Origin of the sequence: Lacticaseibacillus rhamnosus, from assembly GCF_900636965.1 — a bacterium.
GTDB classification, from domain to species: domain Bacteria; phylum Bacillota; class Bacilli; order Lactobacillales; family Lactobacillaceae; genus Lacticaseibacillus; species Lacticaseibacillus rhamnosus.
This window is the reverse complement of the sequence record NZ_LR134331.1, coordinates 2,626,054-2,645,388: the sequence shown is the minus strand read 5'-3', so window position 1 is coordinate 2,645,388 and position 19,335 is coordinate 2,626,054. Positions and strand designations below refer to the sequence as shown.

The following is a 19,335-nucleotide window of genomic DNA, read 5'->3' as shown; positions in this document are numbered from 1 at the left end:
GGTCGAATGTTTGGATGGTTGTGAAGATTAAAGAAGGATACATGCCGTTTCATGAATATAAAACCTACTATCGCATTGTCGGTGAACCTAGTGCCGATAAAGCGCCGTTGTTGATTCATGGTGGCCCGGGTTCGTCGCATAATTATTTTGAGCTCATGGATGACTATGCCGAAACCGGTCGGCAGTTGATTATGTATGATCAGGTTGGCTGTGGTAAGTCATCGCTCCCGGAAGATCCGGGGGTTTATGTGAAGGAAACTTGGGCCGAAGAGCTTGTTGCTTTGCGTAAGTTCCTGCACTTGGATGAGTTACATATGCTCGGTCAGTCATGGGGCGGGATGTTGGAGATGTATTATCTGACTAGCTTTGACCCGCAAGGCATTAAAAGTGTCATGATTGATGGCTCACCGGCTTCAATTAAGTTGTGGGTTCAAGAGCAACATCGGCTAATCAAGTATCTTAGTTACGAAGACCGAGCGGCAATTGCTGAAGCGGAGCGCACCGGTGATTTTACCAACGTGAAGTATCTAGCCGCAAATGATCGCTACATGGAAAAATATTGCTGGGATGATCCAGATGAAAATTCGCCTGAACCATTACGTCGACCAACGAATGGGAAACGCGCTAGTCTGATTGCGGAAGGGCCAAATGAATTTACGGAAAATGGTACCATCAGTGATTTTGATGTGACCGACCAGTTGCACAAAATCCATGTGCCTGTTTTGGTGACGAGCGGAACGGATGATCTGTGCACGCCTTTGATTGCCAAAAGCGTGGTAGACCATATTCCCGGTGCAAAGTGGCACTTGTTCGCTAATAGTCGGCATTTGGCGCTGCTAGATCAACATGATGAGTTCATTCATGTTCTGGATCAATGGTTGGCGGCAAATGATTGACTGCTTGGGGCGTATGGATTTTGGCTTGAGAAGAGTAGCTGGATAAAGGTGGAACGGGCCATCGTGTCTGAGATCGCTTGTGCTCCAGCTTATGCCCATAACCGCGCTCACAGGGCCAGAAACCGGAGTGTAAGGACCTCAGGCGCAATGGTCAAAGCCCGACCATCACGCCTGAGGCCGCTTACACTCCGGTTTCAAAGCGGCCCTGTTCACGCTCACCATAACGCGCTCACCGGCGCAGAAGTCTGCGTGTAAGGACCTCGAACGCGATGGCCAAGCCCGGCCATCACGCTTAAGGCCGCTTATGTTCCAGCTTATGCCCATAACGCGCTCACCGGCGCAGAAGTCTGCGTGTAAGGACCTCAAACGCAATGGCCAAAACCGGGCCATCACGTTTGAGGCCACTTACACTCCGACTTCTAAGCGCGCCGGTTCACGCTCACTTCGATTTCTAAGCGTTCCTGCTCACACTCTGTTATACTAGACTCATTCTGAATTAATGTACGGGAGGCACTTGCATGGCAAGCAAACCAACTTTTTATGTGACGACACCGATTTATTATCCATCTGGCAAACTACATATCGGCAATGCGTATACGACCATTGCGGCAGATGTATTGGCACGATATAAGCGGTTGATGGGTTATGATGTTTTCTTCCTGACCGGGACAGATGAGCATGGCCTCAAGATTGAGCAAAAAGCCGACAAGCTAGGGGTCACACCGCAAGCTTATGTTGACGGGATGGCAGCACAGATCAAGCAACTGTGGAAAATGCTTGAGATCACGAATGATAAGTTTATTCGGACAACGGATAAGGAACATGTCGAGGCAGTTCAGGAAATCGTTGAACGGCTAATTAAGCAAGGCGATGTTTATCTGGGCGAATACACTGGCTGGTATTCAGTCGAGGATGAAGAATACTTTACCGAGTCGCAGCTGTCTGAAGTTTATCGTGATAAAGATGGCAAAGTCATTGGCGGCAAGGCTCCATCTGGCCACGAAGTTCAACTGGTTCATGAACCAAGCTACTTCTTTAAGATGAGCAAGTACACGGATCGTTTGCTGAAGTATTATGATGAGCATCCTGATTTTGTGCAGCCGGCATCGCGTAAGACGGAAATGATTAACAATTTCATCAAGCCTGGTCTAGAAGATCTGGCAATGAGCCGCACCAGTTTTAATTGGGGCGTTCAGATCCCGTCTGATCCTAAACACGTGGTTTACGTCTGGGTCGATGCGCTGTTGAACTATATTACCGCGCTGGGCTATGGCAGCAACGATCACGCCTTATTTGATAAATACTGGCCGGCTAATGTTCAGTTAATCGGGAAGGAAATTGTTCGCTTCCACATCATTTACTGGCCGATTATTTTGATGGCCTTGGATTTGCCATTACCGAAAAAGATTTACGCACATGGCTGGCTGGTCATGAAAGACGGCAAAATGAGCAAGTCAAAAGGCAATGCCATTTATCCGGACATGATTGTGGAACGTTACGGACTGGATGCGCTGCGTTACTACCTGATGCGCGCGATTCCATTTGGTAACGATGGCATTTTCACACCTGAAGACTTCATTGATCGGATTAATTATGATTTGGCGAACGATCTGGGCAACTTGTTGAATCGGACAATTGCCATGATTAACAAGTATGAAGGCGGAATTTTACCTGCCTTCAAGCCGGATGTTACCCCATTTGATCAGGACCTTGGCGATGTTGCGCAGGCAGCGTTGGCGCAATATCACAAGCTTATGGATGAATTACGGTTCTCAGACGCGTTGGATCAGGTCTGGAAGATCGTTTCCCGCGCCAATAAGTATATTGATGAAACCGAACCATGGAAACTCGCCAAAGACCCAGCCAAGAAAGACCAGCTTGATTCGGTCATGGCACACTTGGCTGAAAGTTTGCGCCTGATCGCTTTACTCATTCAGCCAGTGATGACCCATGCACCGGTTCAAATCTTCGGTCAACTTGGCTTAGATCACGAAAACGAAGATCACAAAGTCGTGAAGTGGGGAGCCTTGCCTGCTGGGGCCAAAGTCGTCGAACAAGGCACACCGATCTTCCCGCGGCTTGATGCTGAAGAAGAAGTAGCGTATATCAAGAGCAAGATGACGCCTGGCACGGCTAAAGCAGCTGTCGATGAAAAGACCCGCAAGCCGGAAATCGACTTCAAGCAATTCGATAAGAGCGAAATCCGAGTGGCAGAAATCTTAAACGTTGAACCGGTTAAGGGCGCTGACAAGCTGTTGAAGTTTACCCTTGACGCTGGTGATGAAGGTACGCGCCAGATTCTGTCCGGTATTCGTGAATTTTATCCGGATTACCAAAAGCTGAAAGGCAAAAAGGTCATGGCTGTGGTCAACCTCAAGCCACGCAAACTTAAAGGCGAAATGTCCGAGGGGATGCTGTTATCAGCCGAAAGTTTGGACGGCAAGAAGATCACATTGCTGGAAGTCTCAGAAAACCTGGAAAATGGCAGTTTGGTTGGTTAATTGAACGCTATAATAAAAGGGCACTTCAAAATGAAGTGCCCTTTTTATGCGTTTATGGTTACATTGTTCGATTCAAGTGTACCTGAAGGATGATATTGAGAATTGGGATCATAATAGTGCTTAGTGCAAGAAGAACTATGGCAACGCTTGATACGTCCAATGCTGCCATGACAAACAAGGCGGCGATGTTCAAAAGGACAATCCACTTAATAGAGAGAACGGCTGCTTTGCCGATAATCATTTGATTGCGCTCATCGTTCATCTCATTAGCAAGCCTCTTATCAGAAAGCGATCCATGTTGCAGCTTTTGGATTCGCTGAGTTTCGGTTCGCTGCTGAGTTGCAAAAATAGCATAGCTGACAAGGACCGCAACTGTTACCAAAAGAACCTTTTCGATACTTTCTGGAACAATGGCTTTGCTATACCGGTATAACATGGCAAAGCCAAAAGCGCCAAACCACGCTAACCAACTCGTTAAAGGCATAACGTGCAAAATTCTTTTCATGACGGTTACCTCCTTGGTAAAACAAACAGTGATTGATCATTCAGGATGGGTTATAGCAACTTCGAATCCGCACTTTCATCGATAAAAATGCGTTCGATGGGTAGGTTAAATACATGTGAAAGCTTAAATGCGAGTCCGAGTGAGGGGTTATATCTGCCGTTTTCGAGAGAACTAACGGTTTGGCGCGAAACTTCTAAGCGATCGGCTAAGTCTTGTTGCGTTAAGTGATGTTGATTGCGCAATGTTTCGATCCGATTTTCCAAAAGCTACACCTCGCTTTGTAAAGCTTACTTTACATCATGTAATATAATCTCTTTTGACTAAAATGTCAAGCAAACTTTACATTAGAATTTTAAAAATAATAAAAGGCACACCATGCCAAGATTCTTCATAGTGTGCCTTCTGGGAGACGTCAGAATAAGTTGTCTAATCCGCCACTGCAGTTGTTGTCGTTGCCACTTTTTTACGAGCCGCTTTGATGCGATCTTCGGTGTAGTATTGCGCCTGCGCATTGAATAAATCGCGATAAATACCGGGTTCTGCCATGAGGCTGTTGTGAGTACCGTCCTGAACAATCTTGCCGTGATCGAGTACAACAATTCGTTGCGAAAAACGGGTTGAGCTCATTCGGTGGGAGACGTAGATGGCAGTTTTACCCTCGATGAGCTCATCAAAGCGCTGGTAAATTTCATATTCCGAGATGGGATCGAGTGCTGCGGTTGGCTCGTCAAGAATCATGATCGGGGCGTCCTTGTACCACGCCCGTGCAATGGCAATCTTCTGGGCTTCACCGCCGGAAACGGTCACGCCGTCATCACTCAGCGCCGTCGTAATCGGCGTATCGATGGTTTTAGGCATACGCTTAACCCGGTCGGCTACATCGGCTACTTTCAGGGCTTTCCAGACCCGTTCACGATCGGGGTGAGCAGTAGCGGCAACATTTTCGGCAATGCTATAGGCAAAAAGCCGGAAATCCTGAAAAACCACACCCAAAAGACTGCGATATTCGTTTTCATCGTATTTTTGAATGTCGATATCGTTTAAGGTGATGATGCCTTCAGTGGGTTTAAATAGCCGCACGAGTAGTTTGATCAGCGTTGTTTTCCCACTGCCATTGCGACCGACTAAGGCAAGCCGTTCGCCGATGTTCAGTGTCAGATTCACGTGGCGCAAGGCCCATTGATCGCTGCCTGGATATTTGAAGCTGACATCATGAAACTGGATAGCGAATTCGTTGTCGTTGCGTTTTTCAACTGGCAGTGTGCCAGACTGATCATGGTCCGGCAAGTTGAGAAAATCAACGTAGAATTGCAAATAGTCAATCATGTTGACATACATGGCAACTTGCTGGAGAAATTGATAAGCGACTGTCATGAGTTGCTGAAAATACCCAACGGCAATCATGACGCTGCCAATGGCGAGAACCCCCATTAAGGCTTTGGCTCCGACAAGGATGTACAAACCGATGACGGATAAGGCAATAGCAACATTGGGCCAATGACCGAACTTAGCAATTTTCCAGTAGCCACTCTGAAGCTGATTCATAAAGCGGTGATTGCTGTCACGTTCATTCTTCATGACAAGCGCGGATGCCTGATAAAGCCTAATGACTTGATGATTGTCCATATTTTGCGTGAAGTTTGAAAAATAGGTGAATTGGCGGTTACTTGGCAGAATTTTTCTGATGAGTTGTTGCTGGATCTGATTACTGTGATGAACGCTCCAACTCCCCACGATGATTGGGAAAAGAAGTAACGCGATGATCAAAAGCGGATAACGGGCATCATTGAACCAAGTAGCTGCATGATTGGTTGCCTGCGTGAGGTTGATTAAAGTGGCGACCGCAAAACCGATGGCAATCACTAGCGAGAAGAAGTCTTGAAGGCCATCTTTCATAAGTGATGTGATCCCGCCACTAAAAGCCTTACCTTCTACGGCACCGGCGTATTGATTACGCATATTCGGATCTTGAAGCGTTGTATAGCTCACGGTGAGCAGCTTTTCAGTGGTGGCGCGATCAAGTCGTCGATTTACGCCGGTCTCATGGTCTTCAGCCAGTTTGGCAAACCAATTACTGGCAAGTTGCAACAGATATCTGGCAAGCAAAAAGCCACCAATGAGGAGAATGACTTGCCGAAAAGTTGCATGTTGCTGCAATTGATTCAAGACCACCCCTAAGAAGGCGATGTTTAAATAGGGGATACCGACAGTTGTCAAAGCGCGGAGAAATTCAATCGGGATGGCTAATTTATCGAGCTGGTGGATGATGCGAACCACTCGCAGTGCCCGGTTTGCGGTTTGCTTTGAAGGTTTTGGTTCAGAATGATTAGAAGTTGCCATTAGCCGTTACCTCCTTTGCAGCTGGTTGGTAATACTTGCTTTGAATCTGATACATGTGGGCATAGTGGCCGGCCTTAGCCATCAACTGTTCATGAGTGCCGGACTCAAGTACCTGTCCGTGGTCCATGAATAAAATGCGATCGCAAAAGCGGGTTGAAGCCAGTCGATGCGAGATGAACAGGGAGGTTTTACCGGCCGCTAGTTGGGCGTAATCCTGATAGATTTCATTTTCGGCAATGGCATCCAAGGCGGCAGGTGGCTCATCTAAAATGAGCACTGGTGCGTCTTTATATAATGCCCGAGCCAGCATCAACTTCTGCGCCTGACCACCGGATAATTCAACGCCATCATCGCTGGTGTATCGCGTCATGGGGGTGGCGGCTTTTTGCGGTAAGGTTGCTACGAGTGCGTCTAAGTTTGCGGCTTTCAATGCGCTCATGACGCGGGTTGCGTCTGAGTGGTTGGTCATTGCTACGTTATCGGCTAAACTCTGAGCCAGCACAATGGTTTCCTGAAAAACCGGTGCGAACAAAGCAAACCGAGCTGCTAGCGGTATTAGCTTCGCATCCAAACCGTTAATGGTAATGGTGCCTTCAGTGGGATGCAGCAGTCCCATCATCAGCCGGGCCAACGTTGACTTGCCGGCTCCGTTGATCCCGACAATGGCCAACTTTTGACCGGCTGTGAGTGTGAAGCTGACATCGTTAAGACTGGCACTTTTTGCTTCCGGATAGCGGTAAGTCACATGCGAAAACGTGATGGTGACAGGACGCTTGGCTAATTGAGCTTGCTCCGCTTTTGTCAGTGTCCGTGCCGGCGTTTGCGGTTGTAGTGCCATAAATTCGCGTACCTCTTGTAAGTCGATGCTGGCATTTTGCAAGCCGTTAAAATCAGTGAGTAATTGATCCAGCAAGGTGATGAAACTATTGGTCATGCCAAACATCAAGGTGAATTGGGCGATGGAAAGACGCCCGCGAAGAATCGCCGCAATTAAGGTGCCATAAACAATTGCGTCCCGCACCAAGCCGGCCAGTTGCCCCGCCTGTTCGCCTAAGAAGCGTCGGAGCGAGTTGCGGCGTTGCCAGGTATCTTGCAACGTCAACAGGCGATCGAGATGGTGATGGTACCAGTCGGCCATGCCGAACATGCGGATATCTTTTCCATTTTCCAAAGCATAGGCATTGCGGGTAATGTAATCTTGTTGGCGTCCCAACTTGTTCCACCTGACGTTATTTTGTTGATACCATTGCCGATACCAGCTCATACCGGCGTAACTAATTGCCGCACTGATTAAAACCAGTGCGAAAACCCACGGAACCGCAAACGACAGTGTCGCTAGAAAGACGATCAAGGTAGTCAGGTCAACCAAAGTGCCACGACCGTAAATGTAGATGGCTTCGGCTCCCGCTAACGTGTAACTCAATCCTTTTTTAAAAGCAGTGTGGGCTAGTTCTTGGAGTGTGCCGCTACTAATTTGATCGTAATCAAGATCCCACTGCTTTTGGTGGAAGTCCATTCCAATGTCACTTCGAACTGCAGAACTTGCAACACCGTCATGGGTCATAATCAGATACGCTATTTCACTGGTCAGTGCCAATCCTAGTCCGGTTAACACTGCCAGCCGGGCGAATTCGCCTAAGGTAGCATGATTGGTAATGGCACCGACCAACAGTGCAGGTGTAAAAACGCCCAGCAAAGCCGCAGCTGCCTTGTCAAGAGCCAAGCCACTTGCCGTCCATGCCAAAGCAGGTTTGGATTTGCGTAAATTGGCAAAGTACCAGCGAAGGTTATTCCATAGGCTATATTTTTTCATCGCATTCACCTCGTTGACTTTAACCTACCAAAAAACCGACTCGCTGACGCAAATTATGCGTGAGTGGTCGGTTTGGCTGCGTGAATGGGAATGGCAATTTCGGTCACAAAAACCGAAGCTTCATACTGACGATTGATCATGCCGTCATATTTTGCCACTAATTTATTGACCCGGCGAATGCCCAATCCTCGTTTATCGCTTTTGGTTGAGGCATATTGATAGTCAATGACTTGATCGGCCGGCCGGGTGTTGGTGACCGAGATGTAAAATTGCTGTTTAACGATGCCGATGTAAAGCCGTAGCTGACGTTTTTCGTGGGGTGGCTGTTCACTGATTGCTTCAATGGCGTTATCGAGTAAGTTTCCTAAGATCACAACAAGGTCAACATCCTTGATCAGTGGGGTGTTGCCGACAATGACTTTTTCGTTTACCGGAATGTGCAGTCGTTCGGCCAACGTCAATTTAGCATTTACGATGGCGTCAAGCATGGCGTTACCGGAATGCACGAGTGGATCAACCGCATCAAGCTTGTCTTCCAGTTCATTTAGATATTGGCGCGCGGCAGCAGTATCTTGATTGTCTAAGTAGGCTTTTAAAGCTTGGAGGTGGTCGTGATAATCATGCCGCCAGCCGCGCATATTCGCATAAAGTTCTTGTACTTCTTCTGAATATTGAGCCATCATTTTATCAAGACTGCGGGCAAACACCGCATCCTGGTCGTTGAGAAATTGGCGAATCAAGATGAACTCCAAACTGCCTGCTAACACAGTGATGGTAAAAAGCAAGCCGCGGACAACCGGAAGCGGCCATAACCACCAACTGCTCAACGATACGATGACAATGATGAGGTTTAACCAGCGCACCGGCCAGTTTTGCTGGCGCCGAAAAATCCACCATAACTGCGACATGCAACCTACTACTAGCAACCCAAAGGCGACCAGCCAGAACCAACTAATTGCTGTCATGGGTCAACCCCCGAAAATGCTTGAAGAATGCCTGTTTAACTAGCGGTGCCTGCTGGCGGGAAACGGGATAAGTGGTGCCATCTGCCATCACAACGGTTCGTTTATCCAGCTGCGAGAGGAAATTCAGGTTAATGACGATGGAGCGGTAAATCTGAATAAAGTTGTCATCTAAGCGCGGTAAAAAGTCTTTTAACTGTCCGTTTACCAGATAGTGATTTTTTTGCGTATGGACTTGAAGCCGGTGATCCGTGACTTCGATGGCGCTGATGTCATACATTGGCACGCGTACTAGACCGGCAGCGGTTTGCAATGCCAAGAGTTTTGGCTGCGTCTGGCCAGCTACCTTTTCAATTAGGTGCTTGAGTTTTGCTACCGTAAGCGGCTTGAGGATGTAGTCAATCGCGTTCACGTCGTAACCATCGAACACGAATTCATCATAGTTACTGACAAAAGCGATGGCGGTTTCGGGATCATGTTGGCGGATTTTTTTGGCAAGCGCCATGCCGTCCATGCCAGATCCCAACTTAATATCAAGCAACAGCAGATCGGCTGGTTTTTCTGCAAACAAGAACTGCTCGGCATTTGAATAAGCCGCCACCTGCAATGGCTGTGACGGTTGCGCTAACTGCCGAATGAGCTTGACCGTTGCTTCTCTAGTCGCTGCTTGATCATCAATGACTGCAATGTGCATGAACCCTTCATTCCTTTCACCGCTTTGGTGCTATTGTACCGCAACTATTTTGCAGCCGCTTAGTGATGGTGTTTGTACAAAAAGTGTGCACAAAAAAGCCGTCTGCATAAACTTCAGGCGGCATCAAAAGATTGTTTAGTGCAATTCAACTTTCAAGGCAAGCTGTTTATTGGCACCTGCAGAGAGTGTGGTGTTGCCAAGCTTGGTGTACCAATCGGATGGTTCGCCGGCTTGGTCAGGTAACCCGTCAAACGGTTCAACCGCAATAAACGGAGCCTTTTTATGTTCAGGACTCCAGATAGTGAGATAAGGGAAGTCATTGATATCAAGCGTGAGACTGTGCTTGTGATGCGGGGAGGATAAGGTTGCTTTGCTGATTTCACTGTTAGCAAGAATCACTAACCCACCGTCTAACAGATCATGTGTGAGTGGCAATTTATTGCCTTCTGCGCCTGCAATATCTTCAACGTCACCATTGCGAAACGGTACCGGCCCGATACCAAAGCGCTGCAACGGGCTATTCAACGGTTCAACCGTCAGATCGTAGTCGTCAAAGCTGCCATCCGCCTTCAGTGCAACGTTGAAGGCTGGGTGGAACCCTAACGCAAACGGCATCGAATTGCTGTCATCATTTGTCACGGTGTAATGAATGCTCAGACCATCTTCGGTTAGCATATAAGTAACGGCTAAAGTATATTTAAACGGGAACTTTTTCAAGGTTTCTGAATTTTGGTGCTGGGTGAACGTCGCCGCTGAGTCGCTATGATCGCTGACCTCAAAATCATAGTCACGAGCAAAACCATGTTGGCCCATCGGAAATGTTTTGGCACCTAGCCGATATTGGTCTTCGTTAGATTTACCAATGGCCGGGAACAGAATCGGTGCGTGGCGATTCCAAAAAGTCTTGTCGCCGTTCCAGATATAATCATAGTTATCGGTTTTGTTGACGAGTGACTGCAGTTCAGCACCGCGTTCGGCAATGCTGGCTTTAAATTGTTGATTCTCAATTGTGATCAAGCTTAACAACCTCCTAAAATAAGAAAACGCATTCATCTATCAGTCTACCACTGTGCCAGTCTGCTGCAATGGTTGTCGGTGATTTATCTTTGCGTTGGCCCTTACTCGCCATAACGCGTTCACCGGCGCAGAAACCTGCGTGTAAGGACCTTGGTTGCAATGGTCAAAGCCCGACCATCACGGCTAAGGCCACTTACACTCCGGTTTCTAAACGGGCTGGCTCACGCTCACCATATAAAAAACCAGCCGCATCTGTGGCTGGTTTTTAAACGATTAATTAGTTAAAAAGAATTAGCCTTCAACCTTGTCTGTCCAAGGAGTAGCAGTATCAGCCAAAACCTTGTTCAAACGATCAATGTTAGCTTTACCTTCCGTTTGCAGCCACTTCTTGCCGGCAGCTTCGCCTTCAGCAGCAAATGGCTTAACGCCTGGCTTCCAGGTTGCCCGGCCGCAAAGCACACCGTTAAAGGTTGAACCGGCTTCCTTAGCGAATTTGAGTTCTTCAAGGAACAGTTCGTTGGAAACACCAGCGGACAGGAAGATGAATGGCAAATCGGTTGCATCGGATTGAGCCTTATAGTACTTAGCAGCTTCTTCCTTGCTGTAAACCGGTGTTACGCCTTCATCGGTGTAGCCTTCAACAAACTTTTGATCAACCGGAACTTCAAGCTTCAAAACAGAAACGTTGTATTGCGGCTTGCTGAATTCCTTAGTGATCTTGATAACTTTTTCAGGCTTTGCTTTTGCCCATGCAGCGGTGCCGGTTTCGTTGGTCTTGCCATCGTAGGAAACTAATTCCAAGAACAGTGGCAAATCATTAGCCTTAGCTTCAGCACCAACCCGTTCAACAAACGCATATTTACGATCGTTGATACTATCAGGTTCGTCAGGGTCAATGTACAGCAAGAACTTGACTGCATCGCCGCCTTCGTTCTTGATGCGCAAAGCACTTTGGTTATCAATCAAATCTGGGAAACGGCCAGGTTCAGTCGCATCGTAGCCGGTCTTTTCATAGGAAAGCAAGAGGCCGGACTTAGGATCGCGAACCTTGGCAGCTGGCAGGCCATATTCTGGATCAAGCAGAATCGCGCTGGCGTATTTGGTTAATTCTTCAGAAACAGCTTTCTTGAAATCAACAATCGTGGTTTCGTCAGCTGGCTTGTTAGCTGCAGCTGCAAGCATCTTCTTCAGGGAACCGCGTTGGTCAATGGCTAAAGCCGAGATGACGTTGTTGTCATTGGACAATTGCTTCAAATGCTCTAACTGACCAGCAGTAAGTTTAACAGACATGTAAAAATACCTCCTAGGTAATCCTTAAATGTTCAGTACACGATTAGTATAGAACAAAATGACAATAATAGACATTTTTCGCCGATCATTTTCATGAAACTCAAAGAAAGTCAGTCAATAATAGAAGCTTTAGTCCCAAAACCACCTGCGAGCTGCTTGGCTTGGCGTGCTATACTCTAACCATATTGAGTTTATGTAAAGATAGGTGAAATGCTTGGCTGAGTTTAGTACAACCCCATTAGTTTACTTTTTAGAGACGCCAACCCAAGAAAGTTTTTTTGATGAGATTAGTCGCAAACTGGTTGCCCGCAATGTGATGCAGACAGAGGGAAAAGCGGCACTGATTGCCCGGGAGCAGACATTTCCTTCCGGTATGCAATTGAATCAGATTGCCAGTGGTTTGCCTAATATTGCGATACCACATTTAGAAGGCTCATTGGTGCAGACGGGCTGCTTAGTGGTGGTACATTTTGAAATCCCGGTTGCCTTCAAAGACTTGGCCGATGTGAGTCGGATTTTACCGGTTAGCTGGGCCTTTATGTTGTTCAATCCCGAGCTTAAACAACAACCGTTACGAATGGCACAGTTAATTCGAACTTTGACCCAGTCGCCGGTTGCCAAACTACAACGGCTTTTTGCGGCCAGAAAACCGACCCAAGTTGAGCAGTTGTTGCCACAATTACTGGCAGCAACGGAAAAGGAGTAAGCGTTGATGGACATTTTTGATTCCCATACCCACTTGAATGACACGCCTTATCATGGCAAGGAAGCAAGCTATATTGAAGCGGCGCGGCAGCTAGGCGTGAAGAAAATGGCGATTGTCGGCTCGGATACGACGTTGAACGCCGGCGCGCTGCAATTAGCCCATCAATATGCCAACTTATATGCAATTGTCGGTTGGCATCCGGAATCAAGCAAGGACTATGATGCCGCTAAAGAAGCCGTATTGCTGGAACAATTAGCTGATCCTAAAGTGGTGGCGTTAGGCGAAATCGGGTTGGACTATCACTGGAATACTTCGCCGCGTGAAATTCAACGGCGGGTATTCCGGCGCCAACTGGAACTGGCGCGCTCGCTGCATATACCGGTGTCCATCCACAGCCGCGATGCTTTTGAAGATACCTATACGCTTCTAAAAACGGCGCATGTTGAGGAATTTGGCGCGATTATGCACAGTTTCACCGGTGAAGCAGACTGGGCACGGCGGTTTTTGGACTTAGGGATGTATATTTCCTATTCCGGCATCGTCAGTTTCAAAAATGCTCCGGAAGAACATGCCAGCGCCAAGATAATCCCCAGTGACCGCTTGTTGGTTGAAACCGATGCCCCATATTTAACGCCAACGCCTTACCGTGGCCGCCAGAATCAGCCGGGCTATACGCGCTATGTGGTGGAGGCTTTAGCCAAACTACGCGAAACCACCCCAGAAACGATTGCTAAACAGACATGGGATAATGCCCACCGAATTTTCAAGTTAAAGGAAGACGCATGACAACGATTAAACAAATTGTGGTTGTAGAAGGCCGCGATGATACTAAGCGATTAAAAGAAACTTTTGGCAGGATCGATACCATCGAAACTCGCGGTAGTGCCATTGATGAAGCAACATTGGCGCGGATTCGGCAAGCCCAAGCAAAACGGGGCGTGATCGTCTTAACTGATCCTGACTTTCCTGGTGAAAAGATTCGCAAAACCATTTCGCGTGCCGTACCAGGTGTTACCCATGCATTTTTACCGCGGGCGGAAGGCGTGCCGGATCATAAAGGGTCGCTTGGGGTTGAGCATGCTTCTCCAGCGGCGTTGCGGGCTGCACTCCAGCACTTGTTTACTGAAGTGCCCGATGCTCCGCAAGTGATCAGTCAGCAGGATTTATTGGCAGCGCATTTGATCGGTGGAACCGGTGCTCGCGAGCGTCGGGAACAGCTAGGCGAACAGCTGCACATCGGTTATACAAATGGCAAACAGCTTTTACGGCGGCTGACTGAATTTCAAATCAGTCGCGCAGATTTTCTAGCCGCAGTTGCCCAGTTGAACGAAGGAGCGAATAACCATGCATGAAAAAGTGGCACAACCAGCCGTAACCAATGCCATTTTGAAGCGGCATGGCTTTCATATGCGTAAGGGGTTAGGGCAGAACTTTTTGACCGACCCGCAGATTTTGCAAAAAATTGTAGCAGCAGCTGATGTCTCCGAGCAAGATGATGTGATTGAAATCGGTCCCGGAATTGGTGCACTGACGCAGTTTCTGGCTGATCAGGCGCATCAGGTGGTGGCATTGGAAATTGACGATCGTCTGCTGCCGATTCTCGCGGAGACGCTTGCAGATTATCCTAATACAACCGTGGTCAACGAAGATGTTTTAAAAACGAATTTGACCGAGCTGGTAGCGACACATTTTGATGGGAACCACACGCTAAAAGTTGTTGCTAATTTGCCTTATTACATTACGACGCCGATTTTACTGCACTTGTTGCGGGCACATTTACCACTGCACAGCATGACCGTGATGATGCAAAAAGAAGTGGCAGCGCGATTAAGTGCGACCCCTGGATCGAAGGATTATGGCAGTTTAAGTATTGCCGTGCAACTGGTGGCAGATGTGGCGACAGCTTTTACCGTCAGCCGGCATGCGTTTGTTCCGGCACCAAATGTGGATTCGGCCATTGTTACGTTGACCCAGCGCCCAGAACCCTTGGCAGCGGTAAAAAATCCAGACAGTTTTGACCGGCTTGTCCGTGGGGCGTTTGCGTCTCGGCGTAAAACGCTTTGGAATAATCTGGTGGCTTTGTTTGGTAAACCGAATAAGGCCGCTATTCGTACGGCGCTCTCGGTGGCGGAGATTGCACCGGAGACGCGGGCAGAACAGTTGGCGATTACGGATTTTGCACGGTTGGATGAGGCGTTGCGGGGTGAAGGCTTGGGTATTGCGGGATAGCGGGTTGTCACGTTTGAGGTCATCCGTTCTCCTTTATGTCCATAACGCGCTCCCCGGCGCAGGAGTCTGCGTGTAAGGACCTTGGGCGCAATGACCAAGCCCGGGTCATCACGCCCAAGGCCACGCGTTCTCCTTTACGTCCATAACGCGCTCCCCGGCGCAGGGATCTGCGTGTAAGGACCTCAGGCGCAATGGCCAAGAGCGGGCCATCACGCCTGAGGCCACGTATTCTCCTTTATGCCCATAACGCGCTCCCCGGCGCAGAAGCCTGCACATAAGGGCCTTGGGCGCAATGGCCAAAACCCGGCCATCACGCCCAAGGCCACCCGTTCTCCTTTAGGCCCATAACGCGCTCCCCAGCGCAGGGATCTGCGTGTAAGGACCTCAGGCGCAATGGCCAAGCCCGGGCCATCACGCCTGAGGCCACTTACACTCCGATCCCTAACCGCGCCGGCTCGCGCTTACTTCCTATAAAAATCTTGCCGAAATAAGAAACACATGGTATAATTGCAAATTTCTTGCATTCATGTTATGATATATTGCAAGAGGTGAAGTGCATGCCAATCACACTAGCAAGCATCAAACGGAAGCTCGATGGGAAAATCGGTGAGAATTTAACGGTCGTTGCACAAGCAGGACGCAAGAAGGTTACTCGGCGTCGGGGGACCTTGAAGGAAACTTATCCGGCTATTTTTGTGGTCGATCTCGACCAGAATGAAAATGCGTTCGAGCGTGTCTCTTATAGTTACGCGGATCTTCTGACTAAGTCAATCAAGATCACCTTCGAAGGCGAAGAAAAAGCGTCATAATTTCAGATACTAACCGACGATTAAATCGTTTACTTTGAGCAGGCCTCGATGTCATTGGCATCGAGGCCTTTTGCTATCTTCTTGAAAGACTGATCTGTACAAGGTGACGAATTTTTGACACGCGGCAATGAAAATCCGGACGCAAAACAGTATACTGAAAATAATAACGATACGGTTGATGCATGCATCGGCGTTTGCAGTGTGCTGATCTACCTGCAAATACATGCATCGCCAGAGACTGGTGGTTAGATGGAACTGATCGAGAAAGCACCGGCCAAGATTAATCTAAGTTTGGATGCTTTGTATCGTCATGCTGACGGCGAACATGAGTGGCAGATGGTGATGACATCAGTTGATTTGGCTGATTACGTGAGCATCAAGCCTAGCCATAGCATTCAGGTTTCCACAGATAGCGGTTTTTTACCTGAAGATCCGCGAAATCTGGCCTATAAAGCGGCATTGGCGCTCCAACGCCATGCCAATATCCGCCAAGGTGCGCGGATTCATATTGAAAAACACATTCCCGTCGCTGCAGGTTTGGGCGGTGGTTCGAGTGACGCAGCCGCCGTTTTGCGTGGCTTGAATTCACTATGGCAGTTAGGTTATAGTCGCTCGCAGCTGGCTCGCATCGGCTTACAGGTTGATAGCGATGTGCCTTACTGCGTTTACTCGGAGACGGCCTTGGTTACCGGACGCGGTGATGTGGTCACCCCATTGGGAAGTTTACCGAACTTTTGGGTTGTTTTGGCTAAGCCGCGGGTGTCAGTGTCAACGCCAAGTATTCTTAATGCAATTGACTATCAGGCCGGCCTTTTGCACCCCAATACACCTGAAGTCGTTGCCGGGGTTCAAAACCATGATTTCAACCAAATGATTAGCGGAATGGGGAATAGTTTAGAGGCCATTACGGCAAGTCGTTATCCTGAAATGACCGCATTGAAACAGCGGTTAAAAAAGTACGGCGCAGAAATCGCTCAAATGTCAGGTAGCGGTCCAACTGTGTTTGGTCTTTGTCAGAAGCATTCTCGGGCGATGCGGGTTTACAACAGCATGAAGGGATTTTGTCGTGAGGTTTATCTGTTGCGGCCATTTTGCCTGTCAACGAATAGTCATCGGCTAAGGGGTTGATTTTTAGGTAGCACTAAACCATGATGGAAAAGGAAACTGAGGAGCTGATGATAAGATGGAACAAGTTCAGCCAAACAAAGCCTTTTTCTGGGGTATTCTGCTTAATTTGATTTACATTATTGCCGAGGTTGCGTTTGGAATCGGGATTGGCTCGGTTGCGTTGGTCGCCGATGCCATTCATAATATGAGCGACGTCCTAGGCTTGGGCTTAGCGTGGTTTGCGGAGTGGCTTTCCAATCGGCACCCGACTGTCCAGCGTACATACGGGTATAAGAGTTCGTCGATTTTAGCGGCGTTAGCAAATGCGGCATTTTTACTGGTGGCGATGGGTGCGATTATTGTCGAGGCGATTACCCGATTGTCACAAAATGCCCCGGTTGAAGGCGGCTGGATGATGGTCGTCGCTGGTGCCGGGATTTTGGTCAATGGCGCAACTGCAATTCTTTTTCATAGCGGCTCGCAACATGATTTGAACATTCGTGGTGCGTTTATGCACATGGCTGCCGATGCTGGCGTGTCGCTGGGAGTTGTTTTAGCCGGGGGATTAATCCTGCTGACTGGCTGGGAATGGCTTGATCCGGTCATGTCCATTTTAGTTGCAATTGTGGTTTTGATCGGGACTTGGGATTTATTGCGGGATGCCGTTAATTTAGCAATGGCCGCGGTGCCTAAGGAAATCGATCCAGTGGCGGTTAAAACATTGGTTAACGCCTATCCAACCGTTGCATCTTGCCATGACCTGCACATCTGGGCGCTGAGTACAACTGATGTCGCGTTGACGGTACATGTGGTGCGAACAACTGCTGAAGGCAATGACGCCTTCTTGGACGCACTGAGTTTATCGTTGCGAGAAAGCTTTGACATTGCCCACACCACGATTCAAGTTGAATATGGGCCGTATTTACCGGATAACAAAATGGAGAATCCTTACTGATAGCTGGTAAAAGCGCATCAATATAAAAAGTTGCTGCAGAGGCAAAAAGATTCGCTTCTGCAGCAACTTTTTATTTTCGGAGGACAAGGCCGCTAACGTAATTGCTTTTGATCATTATAAAAGCGGGGGTAACTGCGATAGACCGCGATAAAACTACCAAGGCTGGTGGCGCCTAGCAGCATGAAGGTTACCATGATCTGATACATAATGGCTTTGGTAGGATCGATACCGGCAAAAATCAAGCCGGACATCATTCCCGGTAAACTAACGAGCCCAACAGTTTTAGCCGAATCAATCGTTGGCGCCATGCCAGTTTTGATAGCATTGACGATGAGCGTCTGACTGGCTTGTTTGAGGTTGGCGCCCAATGCAAGACGTTCAAGTACTTGTGGTCGTAAGTCTTTAAATTCGGTGTTGAGGCTGCGGTAGGCTAAACCGATCGCGACCATGACGTTGCTGGCAATCATCCCACTGATCGGAACAATCTGTGCCGGAATAAACCGAATGGCCTTTACCGACACTAACATGAGCAGCGTTAACCCAGTTGCAGTGGTGACGGCTAACAGGCTGGTGACAAACGCAGCAGGAATGGTGCCGGCACGTTTTTTGGCATTCCAGGCAGCGTTGAAAATGATGATGGCTACCATGGCTAAAGTCAGCCAAACGGCATCCGCTTTAATAATATAGGTCAAAACAAACCCGACAACCGTTAGCTGGATGACCGCGCGTAGAACCCCTACGATCAGATCCTTGGTCATGCCCAGATCTTCTTTGAGGTTAATGACCAATGCAATCACAACTAGCGCTAAAGCCAACAAAAGTGCTAACGGCGAAACGATTAACTGACTATTCATACCTTGGCAACCTCCTCAAATTGACCGGCAACCAGCGTCATGAGATTCTTGGCGGTCTGCAGTTCACCTTCATCATGCGTCACACGAATCAACGTGATGCCTTTTTCATTTTGGCGATTCAGAAGTTCATGAATAATCGTTTTAGTATCCGGGTCGAGTCCGGTTGTGACCTCGTCTAAAAGCAGCACTTTAGGCGGGAAGAAAAGATGCCGCAACAAAGCGACTCGTTGGCGTTCACCACCGGATAAGTTTTGCGTTGGCGCATCGAGCATACTTTTAGCCAAATCGACACTTTCAAGCGCGGCTTCGGCTTGTTCGCGTGGCATTTCAGTGTTGCGAATCATAAATGGAAACCGCAGATCGTCAGCAACCGTGGCGCCAAATAATGCCGGTTGCTGGGCGCAGTAAGAAACTTCACGCCGATAAGCGATCGGATCGTAGTCGGCTTGGGCTTTACCGTTGTATAGAATGGTTCCGTTAGTTGGCGTCAATAAAGTCGCCAACAATCGCAACAAGGTGCTTTTACCAGAACCCGAATGGCCCGCAATGGTCAGATCAATCCCCCAAGGAATATCCAGATTGATGTCGTTTAAAATAGCTGTTTGCGTTGGTGCAAAGGTCATATGATGTAATTCAAAACAGTTCATGATGATTTCT

General features: G+C 48.2%; 19 protein-coding genes. 9 read left to right on the top strand and 10 right to left on the bottom strand.

Going from position 1 to position 19,335, the window contains the following annotated elements; genetic code table 11:
* The first annotated feature begins 20 nt into the window (after nt 1–20).
* Both pepI and metG read left to right on the top strand, forming a co-directional pair.
* Complete coding sequence (gene pepI, locus EL173_RS13345) at nt 21–896, top strand: proline iminopeptidase (RefSeq protein WP_014571653.1); 876 nt, start codon at nt 21–23, stop codon at nt 894–896.
* A gap of 518 nt (nt 897–1,414) precedes the next feature.
* Complete coding sequence (metG, locus tag EL173_RS13330) at nt 1,415–3,397, top strand: methionine--tRNA ligase (protein ID WP_005690996.1); 1,983 nt, start codon at nt 1,415–1,417, stop codon at nt 3,395–3,397.
* 58 nt (nt 3,398–3,455) lie between these two features.
* Here the strand turns inward: metG and EL173_RS13325 are convergent, their stop codons facing one another.
* The 8 genes from EL173_RS13325 to EL173_RS13285 form a co-directional block, all read right to left on the bottom strand.
* Complete coding sequence (locus EL173_RS13325) at nt 3,456–3,902, bottom strand: hypothetical protein (RefSeq protein ID WP_005690997.1); 447 nt, start codon at nt 3,900–3,902, stop codon at nt 3,456–3,458.
* 50 nt (nt 3,903–3,952) lie between these two features.
* Nucleotides 3,953–4,165, bottom strand: coding sequence for a helix-turn-helix transcriptional regulator (locus tag EL173_RS13320; RefSeq protein WP_005690999.1), 213 nt, complete (start codon nt 4,163–4,165; stop codon nt 3,953–3,955).
* A 163-nt stretch (nt 4,166–4,328) separates the two neighbouring features.
* Entirely contained in the window at nt 4,329–6,242 is a 1,914-nt protein-coding gene (locus EL173_RS13315) for an ABC transporter ATP-binding protein (RefSeq protein WP_005691001.1), read from the bottom strand.
* Entirely contained in the window at nt 6,229–8,055 is a 1,827-nt protein-coding gene (locus tag EL173_RS13310; RefSeq protein ID WP_005691004.1) for an ABC transporter ATP-binding protein, read from the bottom strand. The genes EL173_RS13315 and EL173_RS13310 overlap by 14 nt, the downstream gene beginning before the upstream one ends.
* Nucleotides 8,056–8,108: 53 nt before the next feature.
* Nucleotides 8,109–9,020 carry a sensor histidine kinase gene (locus tag EL173_RS13305; protein ID WP_005691006.1) on the bottom strand — a complete coding sequence of 304 codons (912 nt, stop codon included), beginning with the start codon at nt 9,018–9,020 and terminating at the stop codon, nt 8,109–8,111.
* Complete coding sequence (locus EL173_RS13300) at nt 9,007–9,711, bottom strand: LytR/AlgR family response regulator transcription factor (protein ID WP_005691007.1); 705 nt, start codon at nt 9,709–9,711, stop codon at nt 9,007–9,009. Before EL173_RS13300 ends, EL173_RS13305 begins: the two co-directional genes overlap by 14 nt.
* Nucleotides 9,712–9,846: 135 nt before the next feature.
* Nucleotides 9,847–10,728: an aldose 1-epimerase family protein gene (locus EL173_RS13295; RefSeq protein ID WP_014571651.1), complete on the bottom strand. Its 882-nt coding sequence runs from the start codon at nt 10,726–10,728 to the stop codon at nt 9,847–9,849.
* 291 nt (nt 10,729–11,019) lie between these two features.
* Nucleotides 11,020–12,018, bottom strand: a complete 999-nt coding sequence (locus EL173_RS13285) for a tagatose 1,6-diphosphate aldolase (protein WP_005691013.1) — start codon at nt 12,016–12,018, stop codon at nt 11,020–11,022.
* Nucleotides 12,019–12,232: 214 nt separating this feature from the next.
* Between EL173_RS13285 and EL173_RS13280 the strand changes: the two genes are divergently transcribed.
* The 7 genes from EL173_RS13280 to EL173_RS13235 all read left to right on the top strand — a co-directional run bounded on the left by EL173_RS13280 (nt 12,233) and on the right by EL173_RS13235 (nt 17,824).
* On the top strand, nt 12,233–12,724 hold the full coding sequence (locus tag EL173_RS13280; protein ID WP_014571650.1) for a PTS sugar transporter subunit IIA: 492 nt from the start codon (nt 12,233–12,235) through the stop codon (nt 12,722–12,724).
* Nucleotides 12,725–12,730: 6 nt separating this feature from the next.
* Entirely contained in the window at nt 12,731–13,510 is a 780-nt protein-coding gene (locus EL173_RS13275) for a TatD family hydrolase (RefSeq protein ID WP_005691016.1), read from the top strand.
* Complete coding sequence (gene rnmV, locus EL173_RS13270; protein WP_005691019.1) at nt 13,507–14,076, top strand: ribonuclease M5; 570 nt, start codon at nt 13,507–13,509, stop codon at nt 14,074–14,076. Before EL173_RS13275 ends, rnmV begins: the two co-directional genes overlap by 4 nt.
* On the top strand, nt 14,063–14,953 hold the full coding sequence (rsmA, locus tag EL173_RS13265; RefSeq protein WP_024305727.1) for a 16S rRNA (adenine(1518)-N(6)/adenine(1519)-N(6))-dimethyltransferase RsmA: 891 nt from the start codon (nt 14,063–14,065) through the stop codon (nt 14,951–14,953). Before rnmV ends, rsmA begins: the two co-directional genes overlap by 14 nt.
* 557 nt (nt 14,954–15,510) lie before the next feature.
* Nucleotides 15,511–15,762, top strand: coding sequence for a Veg family protein (locus tag EL173_RS13245; protein WP_005685240.1), 252 nt, complete (start codon nt 15,511–15,513; stop codon nt 15,760–15,762).
* Between the two features lie 249 nt (nt 15,763–16,011).
* Complete coding sequence (gene ispE, locus EL173_RS13240; protein WP_005691026.1) at nt 16,012–16,890, top strand: 4-(cytidine 5'-diphospho)-2-C-methyl-D-erythritol kinase; 879 nt, start codon at nt 16,012–16,014, stop codon at nt 16,888–16,890.
* 55 nt (nt 16,891–16,945) lie between these two features.
* Nucleotides 16,946–17,824: a cation diffusion facilitator family transporter gene (locus EL173_RS13235; protein WP_005685242.1), complete on the top strand. Its 879-nt coding sequence runs from the start codon at nt 16,946–16,948 to the stop codon at nt 17,822–17,824.
* Nucleotides 17,825–17,916: 92 nt separating this feature from the next.
* Here the strand turns inward: EL173_RS13235 and EL173_RS13230 are convergent, their stop codons facing one another.
* Nucleotides 17,917–18,678: an ABC transporter permease gene (locus EL173_RS13230; RefSeq protein ID WP_005691028.1), complete on the bottom strand. Its 762-nt coding sequence runs from the start codon at nt 18,676–18,678 to the stop codon at nt 17,917–17,919.
* Nucleotides 18,675–19,325, bottom strand: coding sequence for an ABC transporter ATP-binding protein (locus tag EL173_RS13225; RefSeq protein WP_005685245.1), 651 nt, complete (start codon nt 19,323–19,325; stop codon nt 18,675–18,677). The genes EL173_RS13230 and EL173_RS13225 overlap by 4 nt, the downstream gene beginning before the upstream one ends.
* Nucleotides 19,326–19,335 lie beyond the last annotated feature (10 nt).

What these genes read in the sequence shown, in the direction of transcription:
- metG (WP_005690996.1), top strand. Translation starts at nt 1,415, where the DNA reads ATGGCAAGCAAACCAACTTTTTATGTGACGACACCGATTTATTATCCA.
- EL173_RS13275 (WP_005691016.1), top strand. Translation starts at nt 12,731, where the DNA reads ATGGACATTTTTGATTCCCATACCCACTTGAATGACACGCCTTATCAT.
- EL173_RS13305 (WP_005691006.1), bottom strand. Translation starts at nt 9,020, where the DNA reads ATGACAGCAATTAGTTGGTTCTGGCTGGTCGCCTTTGGGTTGCTAGTA.
- EL173_RS13235 (WP_005685242.1), top strand. Translation starts at nt 16,946, where the DNA reads ATGGAACAAGTTCAGCCAAACAAAGCCTTTTTCTGGGGTATTCTGCTT.
- ispE (WP_005691026.1), top strand. Translation starts at nt 16,012, where the DNA reads ATGGAACTGATCGAGAAAGCACCGGCCAAGATTAATCTAAGTTTGGAT.
- EL173_RS13300 (WP_005691007.1), bottom strand. Translation starts at nt 9,711, where the DNA reads ATGCACATTGCAGTCATTGATGATCAAGCAGCGACTAGAGAAGCAACG.
- EL173_RS13230 (WP_005691028.1), bottom strand. Translation starts at nt 18,678, where the DNA reads ATGAATAGTCAGTTAATCGTTTCGCCGTTAGCACTTTTGTTGGCTTTA.
- rnmV (WP_005691019.1), top strand. Translation starts at nt 13,507, where the DNA reads ATGACAACGATTAAACAAATTGTGGTTGTAGAAGGCCGCGATGATACT.
- EL173_RS13310 (WP_005691004.1), bottom strand. Translation starts at nt 8,055, where the DNA reads ATGAAAAAATATAGCCTATGGAATAACCTTCGCTGGTACTTTGCCAAT.
- EL173_RS13245 (WP_005685240.1), top strand. Translation starts at nt 15,511, where the DNA reads ATGCCAATCACACTAGCAAGCATCAAACGGAAGCTCGATGGGAAAATC.
- EL173_RS13325 (WP_005690997.1), bottom strand. Translation starts at nt 3,902, where the DNA reads ATGAAAAGAATTTTGCACGTTATGCCTTTAACGAGTTGGTTAGCGTGG.
- EL173_RS13315 (WP_005691001.1), bottom strand. Translation starts at nt 6,242, where the DNA reads ATGGCAACTTCTAATCATTCTGAACCAAAACCTTCAAAGCAAACCGCA.
- EL173_RS13225 (WP_005685245.1), bottom strand. Translation starts at nt 19,325, where the DNA reads ATGAACTGTTTTGAATTACATCATATGACCTTTGCACCAACGCAAACA.
- EL173_RS13285 (WP_005691013.1), bottom strand. Translation starts at nt 12,018, where the DNA reads ATGTCTGTTAAACTTACTGCTGGTCAGTTAGAGCATTTGAAGCAATTG.